This is a genomic window from Ruegeria sp. CG8 (assembly GCF_056537165.1).
This window is the reverse complement of the sequence record NZ_JBQFRA010000001.1, coordinates 932,974-950,740: the sequence shown is the minus strand read 5'-3', so window position 1 is coordinate 950,740 and position 17,767 is coordinate 932,974. Positions and strand designations below refer to the sequence as shown.

The window sequence follows — 17,767 nt, the reverse complement described above, 5'->3', positions numbered from 1 at the left end:
CAAACGCCGTCAGTTAGCCCGGCCAACCCCGCGCGGTCAAGCCGGGCGTCTGATGCCAGCTTCTGTCATCAGCACATGCCAAACTCACGGCACTCAAGAAAAGAGAGGTTTCAGATGAGTTTTCTTCCAAAGGATTTTCTGGTGTGGGGCGAACTGCCTGTTTTCGACTTGGACAAGGCGGTAGAATTCTATGCCCACGCCACAGGGGCAGAACTTGCGGTCGACACATCCGGCCCGAACCCCATGGCCATGTTCCGCCCCGCTGACCCGGCAACGGGCGTTGCCTTGCATCTGTATCCGGGAAAGCCAGCAAAAGATGGTACCGGCCCGACCCTTCATCTGGCCGCAAAGGGCACGGCTGAAGAGATCATGGCCAGGGTCAAGGTTGCCGGAGGTCAGGTTGTCTCGGATCCGATCCAAATCCCGGCCGGTCGGTTCTTCTATGCGGTCGATCCCGATGGCAATTCGGTCGGCTTCTTCGAAGGCAGTCCGAAATAAATGAAAGGCCCCGGTGATGTAACCGGGGCCCTCTGTCAGTGGCGGTACGCTCAGTTGCGTCGGCGTTCGTTCACCAGACCGATGAAGATGGACACGCACATCAAGACCAGCACGATCGCAAAGGGAAAGCCGGTGGCAATGGCCGCGGCCTGCAATGCGCCGAGCCCACCGCCCAGCAGCAGTACGACCGCGATGGCCCCTTCCAGCACGCACCAAAATACGCGCTGAGCCGTCGGAGCATCGGTCTTGCCGCCTGCCGTGATGGTGTCGATCACCAGCGAACCCGAATCCGAGCTTGTGACGAAGAACACAACCACCAGCACGATACCGACGAACGACAGCAGTCCAGCCATCGGGAAGGCCTCGAACATCTTGAACATCTTCAGTTCCAGCGCCGCATCGGTCAGAGCCTGCCCATTGCCGGAAATGACCTGATCCAGAGCAGCTCCGCCGAAAACGCTCATCCAAAGGGCGCCGACCAGCGTCGGGATCAGGATGACACAGGTCACGAACTCGCGGATCGTGCGCCCGCGCGAGATACGTGCGATGAACATGCCGACGAACGGTGACCAGGAGATCCACCACGCCCAGTAGAAGGTGGTCCAGCCCTGCATGAAGTTCGTGTCTTCGCGCCCGACCCAATTGGACAGGCCCGGCAGCGCGACGACGTATTCGATCATGCTGTCGAAGAACCCGATCAGGATCGCCATGGTCGGCCCCACGATCAGGACCAGCAACAAAAGCAGCGCCGCCAGCACCATGTTGGCCTCGGACAGGCGTTTGACCCCCTTGTCCAGTCCGGCGATCACCGAAATCAGGGCGAAAACCGTGATCAAGCCGATCAGCAGCACTTTCATCCCGTCCGTCACCGGAACATCAAACAGATAATTCAAACCGGCCAGCGCCTGTGTCGCCCCCAGGCCGAGCGAGGTCGCCAGGCCGAAGATGGTCGCAAAGACCGCAAGCACATCGATGACGTGCCCCAGCGGACCCCAAGTGGCCTCGCCGAACAGCGGGTAAAAGACCGAGCGCATCGTCAGGGGCAGCCCGCGATTGAAGCTGAAGAAGGCCAACGCCAGTGCAACGACCGCATAGATCGCCCAGGGGTGCATGCCCCAATGAAAGATCGTGGCTGCCATCGCCAGCTTCCGCGATGCGTCGGGATCCTCCAGCCCGGCGCCCAACGGGGCCCAATCGGTGCGCAGGCCGTCCTCTCCCACGGCGACACCGCCAAGTGATGCGCCAAAGTGCGAGATCGGCTCGGCCACGCCCCAGAAAACAAGCCCGATCCCCATGCCAGCGGCGAACAGCATCGAGAACCAGCCCGCATAGCTGTAGTCCGGTTTCGCATCGTCGCCGCCCAACCTGATCTTGCCCAGCGGCGTCACGATCAGCAGCAACGAAAACACAACGAAGATGTTGGCCGAAAGCATGAATACCCAGTCGAACTGGTTGGTCAGCGCGGGGCGCAACCAGCCGAAGAAATCGGCAGCCTGCTCGCGGAAAACCAGCGAAAAGAAGACGAAGGCGATGATGGTCAGGCCAGAAACGGCAAATACCGGATTGTGGATATCCAGCCCCATGATCTGGATATTGTCCTGACCGACCTCGTAGTCGGCATCTGAATTGTCGGACATTCTCTCTCCTCTCATTTTAATGCGCTTTTGATCGGGGAAAGATCGCTTTTTCGGTCAGCCGCCAGAGACTTTCCGGCGGGCAAAAGCGACACGCATACCGGTCACACCGAGCATTTTCAGCAGACCGGAAGGCGTTGGGTTACCTAACGTCCGAACCGAGTCGGGCGCTAGGCAAACTAATGTGGGCTGTTGGGTCGGGTCTTTGGCTAGCCTTGAACCTTGGTATAGGTCCCCTCGCCTGCCAGAATTCCGCGGAACCCGCCGGGCTCGTCCAGTCCGAATACGATCAGCGGCAGATTGTTGTCGCGCGCCAGAGCGATAGCCGAAGCGTCCATGACCTTCAAACGCTTGGCGAGAACGTCGTCATAGGTCACCGAGTCATAGCGGACAGCGTCCGAGTGTGCCTTGGGGTCCTTGTCGTAGACGCCGTCGACCCCGTTCTTGCCCATGAAGATGGCCTCGCAGGTCATTTCGTTGGCACGCAACGTCGCTGCGGTATCTGTGGTGAAGTACGGGTTGCCGGTTCCAGCCGCGAAGATGCACACCCGTTTCTTTTCCAAGTGGCGCACGGCGCGGCGGCGAATATAGGGCTCGCACACTTCGTCCATGCGGATGGCCGAGATCACCCGAGTGAAGACACCCAGGCCCTCAAGCGCGGATTGCATGGCCAGCGCGTTCATCACGGTCGCCAACATGCCCATGTAGTCGGCCGTGGTCCGCTCCATCCCTTGGGCCGAACCGGACAGGCCGCGAAAGATATTCCCACCGCCGATGACCATGCAGATCTCGACCCCGAGATCATGCACCGACTTCACTTCCTGCGCGATGCGCTGGACAGTCGGCGGATGCAGCCCGAATCCCTGATCCCCCATCAGCGCCTCGCCCGAGATTTTCAACATGACGCGTTTGTACGTTGTCTTTGGGGTTTCGGTGGTTGTGTTGGTGGAAGAAAGGCTCATGTTGCGCTCCGGGCTGGCACGGGTTTGTTTTCCGGCGCAAAATGAAGCAAAACCACCGCGGGTTCAATGCGGATGGTCAAGGAACAGGGCAAACACTCATGGCTGAAAACACAGCGCGCAATTTGCTGAACAGTCTGCCGCCCATTCCCGACGATCTGCCGGTCCTTATCATGGGGCCGACCGCATCGGGCAAATCAGCCCTTGCACTGGAGATTGCCGAACACGCGGGCGGGATCATCGTCAATGCGGATGCCAGCCAGATTTACGACTGCTGGCGCATCATTTCCGCCCGACCCGCGATCGACGAAGAAGCTCGGGCTCCACACGCTCTCTATGGCCATGTCGCTTTTGATCAAGACTATTCGGCCGGCCACTGGCTGCGCGAGGTGCGGACTTTTTTGTCAGGGCCGCAGCGTCCGATCATCGTGGGCGGAACAGGTCTCTACTTTTTGACGCTGACGGAAGGTATGGCAGACATCCCGGCAACGCCGCCCGAGTTGCGCAAGACTGCGGACGCGATTCCCCTGCCCGAGCTTCTGGCCGGGATTGATCCAAGGACACGGGACCGGATCGACACGCGCAACCGCGCCCGTGTGCAACGGGCCTGGGAGGTCGAGCAAGCCACGGGCCGGACCCTGGCGGATTGGCAGGACGACACGCCGCCACCGCTGCTGCCCCTGAATCAAGCGTTTCCGATCGTCGTGACGCCCGAGCGAGACTGGCTGATCACGCGCATCAATTCGCGCTTTGACCAGATGTTGCAGGCAGGTGCCCTGGACGAAGTTGCGGCGATGCGCGACAGGTACGACCCGAACCTGCCTTCGTGCAAGGCCATCGGAGTACCTGAATTGATGGCCCATATCGAGGGGCGAATGACCTTGGCCGATGCCCGCGAAAGAGCAACGATTGCGACACGCCAGTACGCCAAACGCCAGCGCACGTGGTGCCGTGCCCGGATGAAGCAATGGCATAACGTCGATCCGAGCCAAGGCTGAGTGAATCACTGACATCGCGCCAAAACTTCGTCCGAAGTCATTTATTTTCAGCCACATAAGGGGTTTTCGACCGAAACCCGTCGGAAAAGGGAATCACAAGTTCCAGAATCAGACTTGCCGATAGCAGCCCCGGCGACCGCGGCTCAGGTTTCTCTGCAAATGTCGTTTTTGTGCACTTGATGACGATTTCGAACATTGACCTAAATTGGAATCTGGTGCCGAATGAACCCATGGGGATGCACAGAATTCAAAAAACTACATCCAAAATGACCTTGCTCGGCGCTGTCTGGCTTCGACGGGGACCAACAAATACCCATAATAATCTCACAGGGAGACATCCATGAAAACCAAGACATTGACCGGAGCCCCGATGCACTGGGCCGCCGAAATGCACGCCCAGGAATATCGGGACGGCAAGCTGAGCCGCCGCGAGTTTCTGACGCGCACGACCAGCCTTGGTGTCACTGCCGCGGCCGCATACGGCATGGTCGGCCTGACCGCACCCGCCAAGGCCGCGGGCGAAGACGCCAAGAAAGAAGGTGGCACCCTGCGCGTTCAGCAGGAAGTTCGCGCGCTGAAGGATCCGCGCACCTATGACTGGTCGCAGATCGCCAACGTCACCCGTGGCACGCTGGAATACCTGGTCGAGTACAACTCGGACGGCACATTCCGCGGCATGCTGCTGGAGGGCTGGGAAGTCAACGACGATGCGACCGTCTACACGCTGAAGGTGCGTCAGGGCGTCAAGTGGAACAACGGTGACGATTTCACCGCCGAAGACGTGGCACGCAACATCGCGCGCTGGTGCGACAAGAGCTCGGAAACGAACTCGATGGCGGGCCGTTTCGCAACGCTGGTCGACGCAGATACCGGCCAGGCAATCGAAGGCGCGATCGAGGTTGTGGACTCGCACACCGTCAAGCTGAATCTGCCGAACTCGGACATCTCGTTGATCCCGGGCATGGCAGACTATCCGGCCGCGATCATCCACAGCTCGTTCAGCGAAACGGACCTGACAAACAATGTCGGCACGGGCCCCTACCTGATCGAAGAACTGGAAGTGGGTGTGAAAGCCGCGCTTGTGCGCAACGAGAACCACACCTGGTGGGGCGAAGCCGTATTCGGTCGTCCGGCGCTGGATCGCATTGAGTACATCGACTACGGCACCGATCCGTCGGCATGGCTGGCGGCTCTGGAATCGGACGAAGTCGACATGCTGTATGAATCGGTTGGTGAATTCATCGACGTGATGGACAGCCTGGGCTACGTGAAGTCCGAGGTTGTCACGATGAACACCATCGTGATCCGCCCGAACCAGCTTGCGGAAGTGGACGGCAAGAAGGTCTATGCCGACAAACGTGTACGTCAGGCGCTGCAGATGGCCGTGGACAACTCGGTCTGCCTCGAACTTGGCTACGGTGGTCGCGGCTCGCCTGCAGAAAACCACCACGTTGGTCCGATCCACCCGGATTACTACGAACTGCCGCCGCAGAAAGTTGACCCGGAAGGCGCGCGCAAGCTGATGGAAGAGGCCGGTATGGCCGATTTCGAACACGAGCTGATCTCGATCGACGATGACTGGCGCCGCAACACCACCGATGCCGTGGCAGCCCAGCTGCGCGACGCGGGCATCAAGGTCAAGCGGACGGTTCTGCCGGGCAACACGTTCTGGAACGACTGGGCGAAATACCCCTACAGCTCGACCAACTGGAACCACCGTCCGCTGGGCGTTCAGATCTGGGCACTGGCATACCGCACTGGCGAGGCTTGGAACGAGTTCGGCTGGTCCAATGCCGAGTTTGATGCCCTGCTGACCGAAGCTCTGGCCATTGCCGATGCCGACAAGCGCCGCGAAATCGTGGCCAAGGGCGAAGCAATGATCCAGGAAGAAGGTGTCACCATCCAGCCCTATTGGCGGTCGCTGTACCGTCACATGAAGGACGGTCTGGTCGGAACCGACATGCATGTGTCGTTCGAACACCATCACTACAAATGGGGTTGGGCGGCCTGATCCCGACCTGAACCTTTCAAGGGGCGCCCGAATGCGGGCGCCCCTTTCCAGCCGCAGACACACCGACGCGGGGTCGGACGTCCGAGGCCAGAAAATGGTCCGCTGATCTGCGGAGAACCCGAACAACAGGGGCCAACATGGGACTCTTCATCCTTCGACGATTGGGCGTGATGCTGCTGACGGCGCTGTGCCTGACCTTCGTGGTCTTCTTCCTGACCAACCTCTATCCAAACCTGGAAAAGCTGGCCAAGACGCAGGGCAACCAGCGTATGTCCGATGAGCAGGTCGTCACTTGGCTTGAGAACCGCGGATACATGCAACCCACGCTGGTCAAATACGGTCAATGGCTGGGGGTGGTGCCCGGTTTCACCAACACGCTACCGGATGGTCAGTTCGTGGGAAGTTGCACTCGTCCCGGCTCTACTCCGGAAACGACACCGCGCTATTGCGGCATTCTTCAGGGCGACTGGGGCTATTCCACCGTCTTCAAGGACGAGGTCGGAACGATCGTCAGCAAGCGGCTGGGCAACACCGGCTACCTGATGTTCTGGGTGCTGGTGCTGATGATCCCGACCGCCCTATTGGTTGGCGTGCTGGCCGGCATGCGCGAGGGGTCTGCGTTGGACCGGTCCCTGTCCACGTTTTCGATCATCACGACGGCCACGCCGGAATACGTGTCGGGCGTGATCTTCATCGCTATCTTCACCTCGTCAACCGTGGGTCTGAAATGGTTCAAGGGCACGGCCACACAGGCCATGGAAAACCCGACTTTCGAGAATTTCTTCCTGCCGGTCCTGACAATTGCCCTTTACGGCATGGGCTACATTGCGCGGATGACCCGAGCCTCGATGACCGAGGTGATGACCGCGCAATACATTCGAACCGCGCGCCTGAAAGGTGTGTCCTTCGGGAATATCGTTCTGAAGCACGCCCTGCGCAACGCGCTGATCGCGCCCTTCACGGTCATCATGCTGCAGTTCCCTTGGTTGCTGAACGGCGTCGTGATCGTCGAGACCCTGTTCAACTACAAGGGTTTCGGTTGGGCACTGGTGCAGGCCGCGGGGAACAACGACATCCAGCTTCTGCTGGCGATCTCGGTCGTGTCGGTCTTCGTGGTGCTCGTGACGCAGCTGATCTCGGATATCGGCTATGTCTACCTCAACCCGCGCATCCGCATTTCATAAGGGAGGATAGACCATGGAACATCTGAGCTGGACTGGCTCTATCGCCTTTCTGAACCCGATCATGATGATCGCCCTGGCTGCGCTGGTCGTATCCGTCGTTGTCTGGATCCTGGCAAGCATTCTGCTGCCCGAGACGCAAGTCAGCGTGAATGCGGATGGCACCGTCAGTTCGGGCGGCGGCCTCAGGAACCTGACGCAATCCGCGCTGTGGTATTCTTTCCTGGCCAGCATCGCGACGGTGGTCGCCTACCTGCTGCTGGGAATATTCCTGGGCACTGGGGCCGGGATTATCGGCGCGATCTCGCAGCAATTTCTGCCGGTCTGGCTGTCGCTGATCATTCTTTTCGCGATGTCGGTTGCCTTCAAACGGCGCCTTGGCCTGTACGGCAAGCTTTTCGACAGCCCGATCGGCATGATCGGTTTTGGACTGGTCATGTTCTGGGTTTTCACCGGCATCTTCGGGGCTTTGGACCTGATCGTGACACATGATCCGTTGGTCCAGGTTTCCGGCATGAAGAACAAGGTGCCCGGCACCCCCCTGCCCAATGCCGAGGACGGTGAGTTCGCCTGGTACCTGCTGGGCGGCGACAACCTTGCCCGCGACGTATTCAGCCGCATGGTCAAGGGGGCGTGGATCGTCGTACAGATTGCTCCGCTGGCCACGATGTTTGCCTTCATGGTCGGGATCACGCTGGGCTTGCCCGCCGGGTATTATGGCGGGCGGCTGGACACGTTTCTGTCGTTCCTCGCCAATCTGATCCTGGCGTTCCCGGTCATCCTGCTGTTCTACCTGCTGGTCACACCGGAAATCGTCGCGACCGGCGTGCCGAACTATATGGCCGCAGTCCTGTTCGTGTTCCCGATCCTCTTCATCGGTGTCCTTCTGAATTCGCGCTACTACACCCGGCCGAAATTCCGTACGCCGCTGCTGATCGGCGTCTTGGGTATCGCGATCTGGCTGTACCTGTCGCTGATCTCGACCGGGGGATACGTCATCCGCACGGACGACTACAGCATCTGGGGTCTGCCGACCTATCTGGATCTGTTCGACATTCCTGGCGGCATCCTGGTCGTGTTCGTTTCGGTTGTCTTCGTCAACTCGCCCACGGTGTTCCGCATCGTGCGCGGCTTGGCCATGGACATCAAGACACGCGATTACGTGGCCGCGGCGCAGACGCGCGGCGAAGGCCCCTGGTACATCATGCTTTGGGAAATCCTGCCCAACGCCCGCGGGCCGCTGATCGTCGATTTCTGCCTGCGCATCGGCTACACGACCATCCTCTTGGGGACCTTGGGGTTCTTTGGACTGGGCCTGCCGCCGGAAAGCCCGGATTGGGGGTCCACGATCAACGAAGGACGCAAGCTGCTGTCGATCTACCTGCACCCTGCACTGCCGCCGGCACTGGCGCTGTTGTCACTGGTTCTGGGATTGAACCTGCTGGCGGATGGCCTGCGAGAAGAAAGCCTGAAGGACTGATGTGAAAGCGGCCGGGGGACTGCCCCCGGCCCCCACCAGGATATTTTTAGCCAGATGAAGGGGATCCCCCGATTGCTGGCGAGGAGCAAGCAAGATGAACAAACTGGCGGATTATGACGGGCCGATCCTCGAAATCGACAAGCTCTCGATTTCGTTCTTTACCCGCTTGCGGGAAATACCGGCCGTGATGGATTTTTCGGTCAGTGTGCAGCCCGGCGAGGCTGTCGGGCTGGTCGGTGAATCCGGCTGCGGTAAGTCGACGGTCGCCTTGGGTGTCATGCAGGACCTTGGCAAGAATGGTCGGATCGTTGGCGGCTCGATCAAATTCAAGGGCCGTGACCTTAGCGAGATGAGCAAGGAAGAACTTCGGGATATTCGCGGCAATGAGATCGCGATGATCTATCAAGAGCCGATGGCTTCTTTGAACCCGGCGATGAAGATCGGCAAACAGCTGATGGAAGTGCCGATGATCCACGAAGGGGTCAGCAAAGAAGAGGCCTATGCCCGTGCTCTGGAAGTGGTGACGGATGTGCGCCTGCCGGACCCCGAGCGGATGCTGAACAGCTTTCCGCATCAGCTGTCCGGTGGCCAGCAGCAGCGCATCGTGATCGCGATGGCCCTGATGTCCAAGCCGTCGCTTCTGATCCTGGACGAACCGACAACCGCGCTGGACGTGACGGTCGAGGCCGCCGTGGTGGAACTGGTCAAGGATCTGGGCAAGAAATACGGCACCTCGATGCTGTTCATTTCGCACAATCTGGGCCTGGTTCTAGAGACCTGTGACCGCTTGTGCGTGATGTATTCCGGCGAGGCGGTTGAACGGGGCTCGATCCACGATGTCTTTGACGAGATGCAGCACCCCTACACCCAGGCGCTGTTTCGCTCGATCCCCCTGCCCGGCGCGGACAAGAATTCACGCCCGCTGGTTGCAATCCCCGGCAACTTCCCGTTGCCGCACGAACGCCCACCCGGCTGCAATTTCGGCCCGCGATGCGACTATTTCGAGGAAGGGCGTTGTGACGCGCAGGACATTCAGATGTTCCCGGTCCCCGGCAATGACCGCCACCATACGCGCTGCTTGAAGTTCCAGGAAATCGACTGGAACGCACCCATCACGGTTGCCGAGCAAAAAGAAAAAGCGCCGATCGGCAAGACCGTTCTGAAAATGGACAACCTCAAGAAATACTATGAGGTGGCCGCAAACGCTCTGTTCGGTGGGGGCGAAAAGAAAGTGGTCAAGGCCAACGAAACCCTCAGCTTCGACGCACATGAATCGGAAACGCTGGCGATCGTTGGCGAGTCCGGCTGCGGCAAATCCACGTTTGCCAAGGTCCTCATGGGATTGGAGACGGCGACCGACGGGCAGATCCTGCTGGACAACCGCAATATCGAGCATCTGCCGATCGAAGAACGGGATGCCAAGACCGTCGGCGAAGTTCAGATGGTCTTTCAAAATCCGTTCGATACGCTGAATCCGTCGATGACGGTCGGACGTCAGATCATCCGCGCGCTGGAAATCTTCGGCGTCGGAAACTCGGAGGCCGAACGCAAGCAACGGATGCTCGAGCTGCTGGACCTGGTGAAGCTGCCGCGCGCGTTTGCTGACCGTATGCCGCGCCAACTGTCAGGCGGCCAGAAACAGCGCGTCGGGATAGCCCGTGCCTTTGCCGGGGACGCCCGGATCGTCGTCGCGGACGAGCCGGTCTCGGCATTGGATGTGTCGGTGCAGGCAGCCGTGACCGATCTGTTGATGGAGATCCAGCGCGAACACAAGACGACACTGCTGTTCATCAGCCACGACCTGTCGATCGTGCGCTACCTCAGCGACCGCGTCATGGTGATGTATCTGGGCCACGTGGTCGAACTGGGCACGACCGATCAAGTCTTCTCGCCGCCCTATCACCCCTATACCGAGGCGCTGCTGAGCGCGGTTCCAATCGCCGATACCTCGGTCGAAAAGAAACACATCGTCCTTGAAGGCGATATTCCTTCGGCGATGAACCCGCCGCCCGGATGTCCGTTCCAAACCCGGTGCCGGTGGAAGTCCGAGGTTGCGGGCGGATTGTGCGAAAAAGAGGTTCCGCCGGTCCAGACGCTGGCTGACGGACACCAAATCAAGTGTCATCTGTCCACCGAAACACTGGCCAAGATGGAGCCGGTTATCAAAATAGCAGCTGAGTGATCGCCCAAAGAAAAACCGGCCGTGGGCCGGTTTTTTTCTTGCGACTTGAATATCAGCCGCCCCAGATGACTTTGACGTAATTCTGCGTCTCGGCATAGGGCGGCACGCCCCCATGCTTTTCTACCGCTTGCGGGCCAGCGTTATAGGCTGCCAGCGCGAGGCGCCAGGACTTGAATTTGCGGTATTGCCACGAAAGATACCGCGCACCGCCTTCAAGGTTTTGCTTCGGGTCATGCGGGTTCACGTTCAGCAGCCTGGCGGTTTGCGGCATCAGTTGCGCGAGGCCCAAAGCGCCCTTGTGCGACTTGGCGTGAGGGTTCCAACCGCTTTCCTGTTGAACCAGACGCAGGAACAGTTCTTCCGGGACATTGTGCTTGCGCGCTGCCTGGCGCGCCATGGCAAGGTATTCACCACGGTACTTGCCGGAATAGCGCTTTTTGAAACTGCCGTCCGGCGTCTTCGGTTTCAGCCGTTCAGAGTCGCGATACTGGCTGGCGGCCCGCGTGTCCAATATCTTGGCCTGCTTCAAAAAGATATCTTTGCGATTCTTGGTCGACAGGACATCTGCGCTCAGCGGCGTCGACGCCAGAACGAGGCATGCAATTGAAAAACCACTTAACAGACAACGCATTCAAGCAATCCCGCTCGTTCAGCAATCATTCGGATTATAGGTATTTCAGGCAGAAATGAAAGCTTGGTTAAGGAAACACTGATTTTCCGGGTGGCACTCCGGGCATCAACCGTGTTCCAACCCGGGCGCAGGACGTATAGGGTTTCAGGTGAACTCAGCGTCAGATTCGGGCGCCATCAAACTAGTCAAAAAACGGGGAAATCCATGGCAGGTTCAGTCAACAAAGTCATTCTGGTCGGCAATCTCGGGCGTGATCCCGAAGTGCGGTCGTTTCAGAACGGTGGCAAGGTCTGCAACCTACGGATCGCGACCTCGGAGAACTGGAAGGACCGAAATACCGGTGAACGCCGCGAACGGACCGAGTGGCACACAGTCGCTATTTTTTCCGAACCGCTCGTCCGCATCGCCGAGCAGTATTTGCGCAAAGGGTCAAAGGTCTACATCGAAGGCCAACTGGAAACGCGCAAGTGGCAGGATCAGTCCGGTCAGGATCGCTATTCCACCGAAGTCGTTCTGCGCCCTTACCGCGGTGAACTGACCCTGTTGGACAGTCGCAACGAGGGCGGCGGATACGGTGGCGGCCAGGACAGCGGCGGATACTCCGAGCCCTACGCCGCACAGTCCAGCGCACCGGCACCGGCATCAGGCGGCATCGACGACGACGAAATCCCGTTCTAAGCTCCAGCGAGGCACGTCATGACATGGTCCTTCGCCGTCGGCCGATTGCTCGGATCGGAACTGAGGGTCCATGTCACCTTCTTCCTGCTGCTGGCCTGGGTCGGCTTTGCCGCCTACTCTGACGGTGGGTGGCCAGCAGCCATCGACAACATCGTGTTTGTTCTGGCGTTGTTTGCCTGCGTGGTTGCCCATGAGTTCGGTCATGCGCTGATGGCCCGCAGGTATGGCATTCGCACTCCTGACATCACTCTGCTGCCCATCGGAGGCTTGGCCCGCCTGGAGAGGATGCCGGAAAAGCCGATGCAAGAAGTTGCCGTTGCATTGGCTGGTCCAGCGGTCAACGTCGTCATCTGGGGCATACTTGTCCTTCTGGGTGCGGGAATGCAGGTTGAAACGCTGGCGCAAATCGACTCGACCCGCGTCGACCTGCTGAGCCGGCTGGCCTACGTCAATCTGTTCCTCGCGGTGTTCAACCTTATCCCCGCGTTTCCGATGGACGGCGGCCGCGTGTTCCGCGCCCTGCTCTGCCTGAAGATGGACAGGGTCAGGGCCACACGGGCCGCCGCCTTTGCTGGCCAGGCCGTGGCCGTCGGGTTCGGGTTTCTGGGGCTCAGCACCGGTAACCCGATCCTGGTTCTGATCGCGGTTTTCGTCTTCATCGCAGCAAATGCAGAAAGTCAGGATGTAGCAATGCGCTCGGTGGCGCGCCGCGTGCTGGCTCGCGACGCGATGATTACCGAATTCCACGCACTGACCCCCCAAGACACCTTGGCAACGGCGGCCCAGGCCGTGATCCAGACAACGCAGCATGAGTTTCCGGTTTTGGGCGCAGACGGGCAGCTGTTGGGCTTCGTGACCCGCAATCGGCTGTTTGCCGCGCTAGCCGGCGATCACCCCCGGTCGGAACCCGCGACCTCGGTCATGGAAGAGCAAATCCCCCGGGTGGCCCTGACCAGTGGGCTCGAAGCCGTTCTGGATGGTCTCCATGGTGGCGCACCGGCCGTGGCGGTCTGCACCAAGACCGGTCAGATGGTCGGATACATCACCCGCGAAAACATTGGCGAATTGATGGTGATACGGGGACGCTGACTCCGCTTATCAGCACGTTGCCAAGGCATCCTGCAGCACGGACAGAACGGCATCGCGTGGCACGTCCGACGTGACGAAGGCCTGCCCGATCCCACGCGCCAGGATAAAGCGCAGCTGGCCGTCAACGACCTTCTTGTCCTGAGCCATAAGGTCGACCAGATCTTCGGCGCCCGGCAGATCTCCGGGAATGTCAGACAGATCGGTCTTCATGCCCATCGCCTTCAGGTGCGCGCGGACGCGGCTCGGGTCTTCCTGGGAACACAGCCCGATGCGGGCCGACAGCTCGAACGCCAGGGCACAGCCGATTGCAACACCCTCGCCATGCAGCAGCCGGTCGGAATAGCCCGTCGCCGCCTCAAGCGCGTGGCAGAACGTATGCCCGAGGTTCAACAGCGCCCGGTCGCCTTGCTCGGTCTCGTCGCGGGCCACGATGTCGGCCTTCATCTGAACCGAACGGGTGACGGCCTGAACCCGGGTCGCCATGTCCCCGGCCGACAGCGCGGGGCCGTTGCGCTCCAACCATTCGAAGAAATCGGCATCCCCCAGAAGGCCGTATTTTACGACTTCACCGTATCCCGCCAGAAAATCACGCGCCGTCAGCGTGCCAAGCACTGAGGTATCAGCCAGAACCAACGACGGTTGATGAAACGCACCGATCAGGTTTTTGCCTTGCGGAGCATTGATACCGGTTTTGCCCCCCACGGAACTGTCGACCTGCGCCAAAAGCGAGGTTGGGATCTGCACAAAGCGCACACCGCGACGCAGCACCGCCGCAGCAAAGCCGCCCAGATCGCCGATCACTCCACCGCCGAAGGCTACGACGACATCGCGCCGTTCGATCTTTTCGGCCAGCAGCCATTCGACGGCGCGCTCGAAATGCGGCCAGCTTTTGGTCGCCTCACCTGCGGGCAGAGCCAATGCGGTCATTTCCACCCCGGCGGACGCCAGGCCGCTGCGCAAAGCATCCAGATGCAAACCGGCCACGGTTTCATCGGTCAGAACCGCGACACGCGGACGGTGCAGCATAGGTCTGATCCGCGCACCGGCCTGAGCCAACAGGTCCGGCCCGATTTCCACGTCATAGGACCGCTCGGCCAGATCAACGTTAACTGTCTGATGCATCTATTTGACTTCCAAAACATCCGGGCGCGTCATCAGCTTTTCCAGAACCCGGTCAACCATATCTTCGATGGCGGTGTCGCCGTCCGAATTCACCACCAGATCAGCCTGTGCGTACAACGGCACGCGGGCCTCGTACAGGTCACGCAGCGTTGCATACGGATCCGGCGTGCGCAGCAAGGGTCGCGTGTCTTTGTGGCGCACCCGGTTCCACAATACTTCCAGGTCGGCGCACAGCCATACGGAAACCCCACGGTCCGAAATCATCGTCCGGTTTTCTTCGCTCAGAAAAGCGCCGCCACCGGTCGACAAGATACCCTTTTTCTCGTCCAGCAGACGGCCGATGACCTGGCTTTCTTTGGCGCGAAAGAACGGCTCGCCGTACCGTTCAAAGATCTCGGGGATGGTCATGTTGGCAGCCGATTCGATCTCGCTGTCACTGTCGAGGAAAGGAACACCAAGGCGCGCGGCCAGAGCGCGCCCCACGGCCGTCTTGCCAGCGCCCATCATGCCGACCAAAACCACCGTTTTGTGCAGGTCATAGACCTGCCGTTGTCCGGTCGGCGCCACGTTATGCTTAATTTCGCTCATTTCCCTGTGAATGACGTGATCTTGGGAAAAATGCCAGTTATAACTTGGCCAAAATCGAAAATTGAGGCAGCGTTGAGCCATGGGCCGTCTGATCAAATTCCTGTTGTACCTAATTTGCCTGCTTTTCATAGGCTTGGTGGCCTATGCGTATCTTGGTCCGTTCTTCGGCGCCGACTTCTCGGCCCCGCAAAGCGAAATCAGCGAACCGGTAATTCTGGATGTCAACTAGGGCCGTCGTGCTGGCGCTTGCACTGACCGGCCAAGCCGCCGCACAAACCGAACAGCCGCTATCCGCGATCGACTGGCTGGAGACAGCCCCTGACCTGTTGCCGGGGACCGTATTGCTTGAGCCGCCGGTTACCGATACGGGCCTGCAACCCGACATTCAGGTTTCTCCTCTCGAGGCGCTGTCGCCGCCGTTGGGATTGGTGGATGGGTCCGCGACCGGGCTGCCGGTTGATCTGTGGCTGCCCAGCGATCCGGCCCGGCTGGCCGAACTTATCGCGCGCGTGCCGGTCAAATCGAACCCAGCCATGCAGCGGCTGTTGTTCACACTTTTGCTGACCGAGGCCCGCGCGCCGGCGAATTCCAATGAGCCAGACGAGCTCCTTCTGGCGCGGCTGGATCGCCTGATGCAGCTGGGTGCCGCCGATCCGACGCAATCCTTGGTGCAGCTAGCCGGCCCCACCGATACGCCTGAGCGGTTCAAACGATGGTTTGACGCAACTCTATTGACCGGCGACGAAGACCGCAGCTGCACTGCGCTGATCGCGCAACCGCATTTGTCGCGGGATTATTCCGCGCAGGTCTTCTGCAAGGCTCGCAGAGGTGACTGGGCTTCGGCCGCACTGACACTCGAAGCGGCGCATGCGCTCGAATTACTGCCGCCCGAGCAACTCGATCTGCTGGATCGCTTCCTAAGCCCAGAGATGTTCGAAGGCGCCGCCTATTTGCCGCAGCCCGAAGACCCTGACCCGCTGACGTTTCGCCTGTTCGAAGCGATCGGCGAGCGACTTCCGACCGCCTCGTTGCCGCGAGCCTTTGCCAATGCCGACCTGCGCGATGTTGCCGGTTGGAAGGCCCAGATCGAAGCGGCCGAGCGTCTGACCCGCATCGGCGCGCTTACGCCGAACCATCTGCTGGGCCTTTTTACCGAGCGCGCGCCTGCGGCTTCGGGCGCGGTCTGGGATCGCGTCTCGGCTGTTCAGCGTTTCGAAACGGCGCTGGAGACCGGAAGCCCCGAGGCAATATCCAAGACCCTGCCGAAAGTCTGGGCAGAAATGGGTTTGGTCGGGCTCGAAGTGCCCTTTGCCGAACTGTTCGCCGAGCGCCTGATGCCGATCAAGTTGCCCGACCCGACCACCGAGAATCTGCGCTGGCGCATCCTGCTGTTGTCCGAGTTGTACGAGGATGCCGCACGATCTGTCCCCGACGGACCCGAGGCCAATGCCTTTCTGGCTGCTTTGGCATCGGGCCAACCCGAGCGTTCGAACTCGCCCTCATCGATGGCTGACGCCATTGCCGAAGGGTTTGCATGGTCGGCACCGATCCCGTCCGATATCCGCGCGATGTTGGAAGCAAACCGTCTGGGTGAGGCAATTCTTGAGGCCATGCAGATGTTCGCGCATGGCGCGCGCGGCAATCTGGTTGACTTGACTGCGGCCATCGCGGTGTTCCGACATGTCGGCCTGGAAGACACGGCGCGCCGCGCCGCCTTGCAGTTGCTCGTTTTGAAGGGGGCCTGACAGTGTCCGCTCCGGCGACACAAGACTTGTGGATTTCCGCGTTTCTCGAGGCGCAGGCCGCAGAACTTGGGGCGGCAACCAACACTTTGCTGGCCTATGGGCGGGACTTGAAGGACTTTGCCGCGTGGCTCGGTCGGCGAAATGCCGAGTTCGAAGCCGCCGACCAGGATATGATCGAGGCCTACCTGATTGACTGTGACGCACAAGGCCTTTCGCGCGCGACCCGCGCCCGCCGCCTCTCTGCCATCAAGCAATTGTACCGTTTCGCGTTTGAAGAAGGCTGGCGTTCGACCAATCCGGCCATCCAGATCAAAGGCCCGGGACGCCAGAAAAGGCTACCCAAGACGCTGGACGTGGCAGAAGTCGACCGCCTGCTTGAGGCCGCCAGGCAAACAGGGCGCAGTACGGCAGACAAGGTGCGCAACACCTGCCTGATGGAAATTCTGTATGCGACCGGGATGCGTGTGACCGAACTTGTTTCCCTGCCGGTTTCATCCGCCCGGGGCGACCCACGCATGCTGCTGGTTCTCGGCAAAGGCGGAAAAGAGCGCATGGTGCCCTTGTCACCGCCTGCGCGCGATGCTTTGGCGGCATGGCTGACGATCCGGGACGAAGCCGAAGATGCAGCCGTCGCCAACGGAGGCCAGCGGTCCCGGTTCCTGTTTCCTTCGCGCGGAAAATCAGGGCACCTGACCCGACACCGGTTCTTTGCACTGATAAAGGAACTGGCCGTGCAAGGTGGTGTATCTCCTGACAAAGTCACGCCACACACGCTGCGCCATGCCTTTGCGACGCATCTTTTGGCCAATGGTGCCGACTTGCGTTCGATCCAGACCCTGCTTGGGCACGCCGACGTCGCGACGACCGAAATCTATACTCATGTCCTGGACGAGCGCCTTTCGGAACTGGTGTTGCAGCATCACCCGCTTGCCAAGGATGAAGGTCGAGACTAGGGCCAAACCCTTGATCGC

At 60.1% G+C, this 17,767-nt stretch carries 16 protein-coding genes; 11 read left to right on the top strand and 5 right to left on the bottom strand.

The genetic code is table 11. From position 1 onward, the window contains the following. Positions 1 to 114 precede the first annotated feature (114 nt). Entirely contained in the window at positions 115 to 498 is a 384-nt protein-coding gene (locus ACR0EF_RS04615) for a VOC family protein (RefSeq protein WP_170371187.1), read from the top strand. A gap of 50 nt (positions 499 to 548) precedes the next feature. On the opposite strand, the gene ACR0EF_RS04610 is transcribed toward ACR0EF_RS04615, so the two are convergent. Together ACR0EF_RS04610 and pyrH are read right to left on the bottom strand one after the other, a co-directional pair. Continuing rightward, on the bottom strand, positions 549 to 2,135 hold the full coding sequence (locus ACR0EF_RS04610; protein ID WP_170371188.1) for a BCCT family transporter: 1,587 nt from the start codon (positions 2,133 to 2,135) through the stop codon (positions 549 to 551). Positions 2,136 to 2,341: 206 nt separating this feature from the next. Beyond that, positions 2,342 to 3,094 carry a UMP kinase gene (pyrH, locus tag ACR0EF_RS04605; protein WP_170371189.1) on the bottom strand — a complete coding sequence of 251 codons (753 nt, stop codon included), beginning with the start codon at positions 3,092 to 3,094 and terminating at the stop codon, positions 2,342 to 2,344. Between the two features lie 98 nt (positions 3,095 to 3,192). Here pyrH and miaA point away from each other — a divergent pair, with 98 nt between their 5' ends. From miaA to ACR0EF_RS04580, 5 genes are all read left to right on the top strand, one after another. Continuing rightward, positions 3,193 to 4,089, top strand: a complete 897-nt coding sequence (miaA, locus tag ACR0EF_RS04600; protein ID WP_254433908.1) for a tRNA (adenosine(37)-N6)-dimethylallyltransferase MiaA — start codon at positions 3,193 to 3,195, stop codon at positions 4,087 to 4,089. A 340-nt stretch (positions 4,090 to 4,429) separates the two neighbouring features. Further along, positions 4,430 to 6,100: an ABC transporter substrate-binding protein gene (locus ACR0EF_RS04595; RefSeq protein WP_170339516.1), complete on the top strand. Its 1,671-nt coding sequence runs from the start codon at positions 4,430 to 4,432 to the stop codon at positions 6,098 to 6,100. Between the two features lie 137 nt (positions 6,101 to 6,237). After that, entirely contained in the window at positions 6,238 to 7,284 is a 1,047-nt protein-coding gene (locus ACR0EF_RS04590; RefSeq protein ID WP_170339518.1) for an ABC transporter permease, read from the top strand. Between the two features lie 13 nt (positions 7,285 to 7,297). After that, positions 7,298 to 8,761 (top strand): ABC transporter permease, encoded by a 1,464-nt coding sequence (locus ACR0EF_RS04585; protein ID WP_170357600.1) that lies wholly within the window; start codon positions 7,298 to 7,300, stop codon positions 8,759 to 8,761. A 94-nt stretch (positions 8,762 to 8,855) separates the two neighbouring features. Next, on the top strand, positions 8,856 to 10,943 hold the full coding sequence (locus ACR0EF_RS04580) for a dipeptide ABC transporter ATP-binding protein (protein ID WP_170357599.1): 2,088 nt from the start codon (positions 8,856 to 8,858) through the stop codon (positions 10,941 to 10,943). A 52-nt stretch (positions 10,944 to 10,995) separates the two neighbouring features. Here ACR0EF_RS04580 and ACR0EF_RS04575 read toward each other — a convergent pair whose 3' ends face one another. Then, a complete protein-coding gene (locus tag ACR0EF_RS04575) occupies positions 10,996 to 11,574 on the bottom strand; it encodes a lytic transglycosylase domain-containing protein (RefSeq protein ID WP_093961864.1) in 579 nt (192 codons plus the stop codon). 204 nt (positions 11,575 to 11,778) lie between these two features. On the opposite strand from ACR0EF_RS04575, the gene ssb reads away from it, so the two are divergent. Further along, positions 11,779 to 12,252 (top strand): single-stranded DNA-binding protein, encoded by a 474-nt coding sequence (ssb, locus tag ACR0EF_RS04570; protein ID WP_170339526.1) that lies wholly within the window; start codon positions 11,779 to 11,781, stop codon positions 12,250 to 12,252. A gap of 18 nt (positions 12,253 to 12,270) precedes the next feature. Continuing rightward, a complete protein-coding gene (locus ACR0EF_RS04565; protein ID WP_170371191.1) occupies positions 12,271 to 13,341 on the top strand; it encodes a site-2 protease family protein in 1,071 nt (356 codons plus the stop codon). Between the two features lie 9 nt (positions 13,342 to 13,350). Here the strand turns inward: ACR0EF_RS04565 and aroB are convergent, their stop codons facing one another. Beyond that, entirely contained in the window at positions 13,351 to 14,463 is a 1,113-nt protein-coding gene (aroB, locus tag ACR0EF_RS04560) for a 3-dehydroquinate synthase (RefSeq protein WP_170371192.1), read from the bottom strand. After that, positions 14,464 to 15,051, bottom strand: a complete 588-nt coding sequence (locus tag ACR0EF_RS04555; protein ID WP_170371193.1) for a shikimate kinase — start codon at positions 15,049 to 15,051, stop codon at positions 14,464 to 14,466. Between the two features lie 79 nt (positions 15,052 to 15,130). Between ACR0EF_RS04555 and ACR0EF_RS04550 the strand changes: the two genes are divergently transcribed. From ACR0EF_RS04550 to ACR0EF_RS04540, 3 genes are read left to right on the top strand one after another with little or no spacing between them, the layout of a single operon-like run. Continuing rightward, positions 15,131 to 15,280, top strand: a complete 150-nt coding sequence (locus tag ACR0EF_RS04550) for a hypothetical protein (RefSeq protein ID WP_170338962.1) — start codon at positions 15,131 to 15,133, stop codon at positions 15,278 to 15,280. Then, positions 15,270 to 16,796: a hypothetical protein gene (locus ACR0EF_RS04545; RefSeq protein ID WP_170371194.1), complete on the top strand. Its 1,527-nt coding sequence runs from the start codon at positions 15,270 to 15,272 to the stop codon at positions 16,794 to 16,796. The genes ACR0EF_RS04550 and ACR0EF_RS04545 overlap by 11 nt, the downstream gene beginning before the upstream one ends. Positions 16,797 to 16,798: 2 nt before the next feature. Continuing rightward, a complete protein-coding gene (locus ACR0EF_RS04540) occupies positions 16,799 to 17,749 on the top strand; it encodes a tyrosine recombinase (protein WP_170371195.1) in 951 nt (316 codons plus the stop codon). Positions 17,750 to 17,767 lie beyond the last annotated feature (18 nt).

What these genes read in the sequence shown, in the direction of transcription:
- ACR0EF_RS04550 (WP_170338962.1), top strand. Translation starts at nt 15,131, where the DNA reads ATGGGCCGTCTGATCAAATTCCTGTTGTACCTAATTTGCCTGCTTTTC.
- ACR0EF_RS04565 (WP_170371191.1), top strand. Translation starts at nt 12,271, where the DNA reads ATGACATGGTCCTTCGCCGTCGGCCGATTGCTCGGATCGGAACTGAGG.
- miaA (WP_254433908.1), top strand. Translation starts at nt 3,193, where the DNA reads ATGGCTGAAAACACAGCGCGCAATTTGCTGAACAGTCTGCCGCCCATT.
- ACR0EF_RS04590 (WP_170339518.1), top strand. Translation starts at nt 6,238, where the DNA reads ATGGGACTCTTCATCCTTCGACGATTGGGCGTGATGCTGCTGACGGCG.
- ACR0EF_RS04555 (WP_170371193.1), bottom strand. Translation starts at nt 15,051, where the DNA reads ATGAGCGAAATTAAGCATAACGTGGCGCCGACCGGACAACGGCAGGTC.
- ACR0EF_RS04585 (WP_170357600.1), top strand. Translation starts at nt 7,298, where the DNA reads ATGGAACATCTGAGCTGGACTGGCTCTATCGCCTTTCTGAACCCGATC.
- ACR0EF_RS04545 (WP_170371194.1), top strand. Translation starts at nt 15,270, where the DNA reads ATGTCAACTAGGGCCGTCGTGCTGGCGCTTGCACTGACCGGCCAAGCC.
- ACR0EF_RS04615 (WP_170371187.1), top strand. Translation starts at nt 115, where the DNA reads ATGAGTTTTCTTCCAAAGGATTTTCTGGTGTGGGGCGAACTGCCTGTT.
- ACR0EF_RS04595 (WP_170339516.1), top strand. Translation starts at nt 4,430, where the DNA reads ATGAAAACCAAGACATTGACCGGAGCCCCGATGCACTGGGCCGCCGAA.
- ACR0EF_RS04610 (WP_170371188.1), bottom strand. Translation starts at nt 2,135, where the DNA reads ATGTCCGACAATTCAGATGCCGACTACGAGGTCGGTCAGGACAATATC.
- ssb (WP_170339526.1), top strand. Translation starts at nt 11,779, where the DNA reads ATGGCAGGTTCAGTCAACAAAGTCATTCTGGTCGGCAATCTCGGGCGT.
- aroB (WP_170371192.1), bottom strand. Translation starts at nt 14,463, where the DNA reads ATGCATCAGACAGTTAACGTTGATCTGGCCGAGCGGTCCTATGACGTG.
- pyrH (WP_170371189.1), bottom strand. Translation starts at nt 3,094, where the DNA reads ATGAGCCTTTCTTCCACCAACACAACCACCGAAACCCCAAAGACAACG.
- ACR0EF_RS04575 (WP_093961864.1), bottom strand. Translation starts at nt 11,574, where the DNA reads ATGCGTTGTCTGTTAAGTGGTTTTTCAATTGCATGCCTCGTTCTGGCG.
- ACR0EF_RS04580 (WP_170357599.1), top strand. Translation starts at nt 8,856, where the DNA reads ATGAACAAACTGGCGGATTATGACGGGCCGATCCTCGAAATCGACAAG.